Here is a 227-nt window from a genome sequence, read left to right as displayed (position 1 = left end):
AGCAGGCAGTAAACGAGGTGATACAGATGAAACCAGTCAGACAGGCAAGAAGGCGGCTGATGCATAAAAAGGCAGTTGCTCTTGCGGCGGCATGCATGGGGATCTTTGCCTGCTCTATTGTAGGAACCGCGGCAGCCCGACATTTCCAGGTGGAATTTTTTGTGGACGGCAAGGTCCTGCAGATTGGAGCAACGATGGAACAGGATTCAGACGGCTATGTGATTCAT

Annotated in this window: 1 protein-coding gene; it reads left to right on the top strand. The window is 51.5% G+C overall.

What is annotated here, in order from left to right; all coding sequences use genetic code 11:
• Nucleotides 1–26: 26 nt before the first annotated feature.
• A partial coding sequence (locus HJY11_RS13840; protein WP_208076485.1) for a hypothetical protein occupies nucleotides 27–227 on the top strand: 201 nt, incomplete at its 3' end.

This window comes from Bittarella massiliensis (ex Durand et al. 2017) (assembly GCF_017566145.1).
In the GTDB taxonomy this organism is placed as follows: domain Bacteria; phylum Bacillota; class Clostridia; order Oscillospirales; family Ruminococcaceae; genus Bittarella; species Bittarella massiliensis_A.
This window is presented reverse-complemented; position numbering and strand designations above follow the sequence as displayed.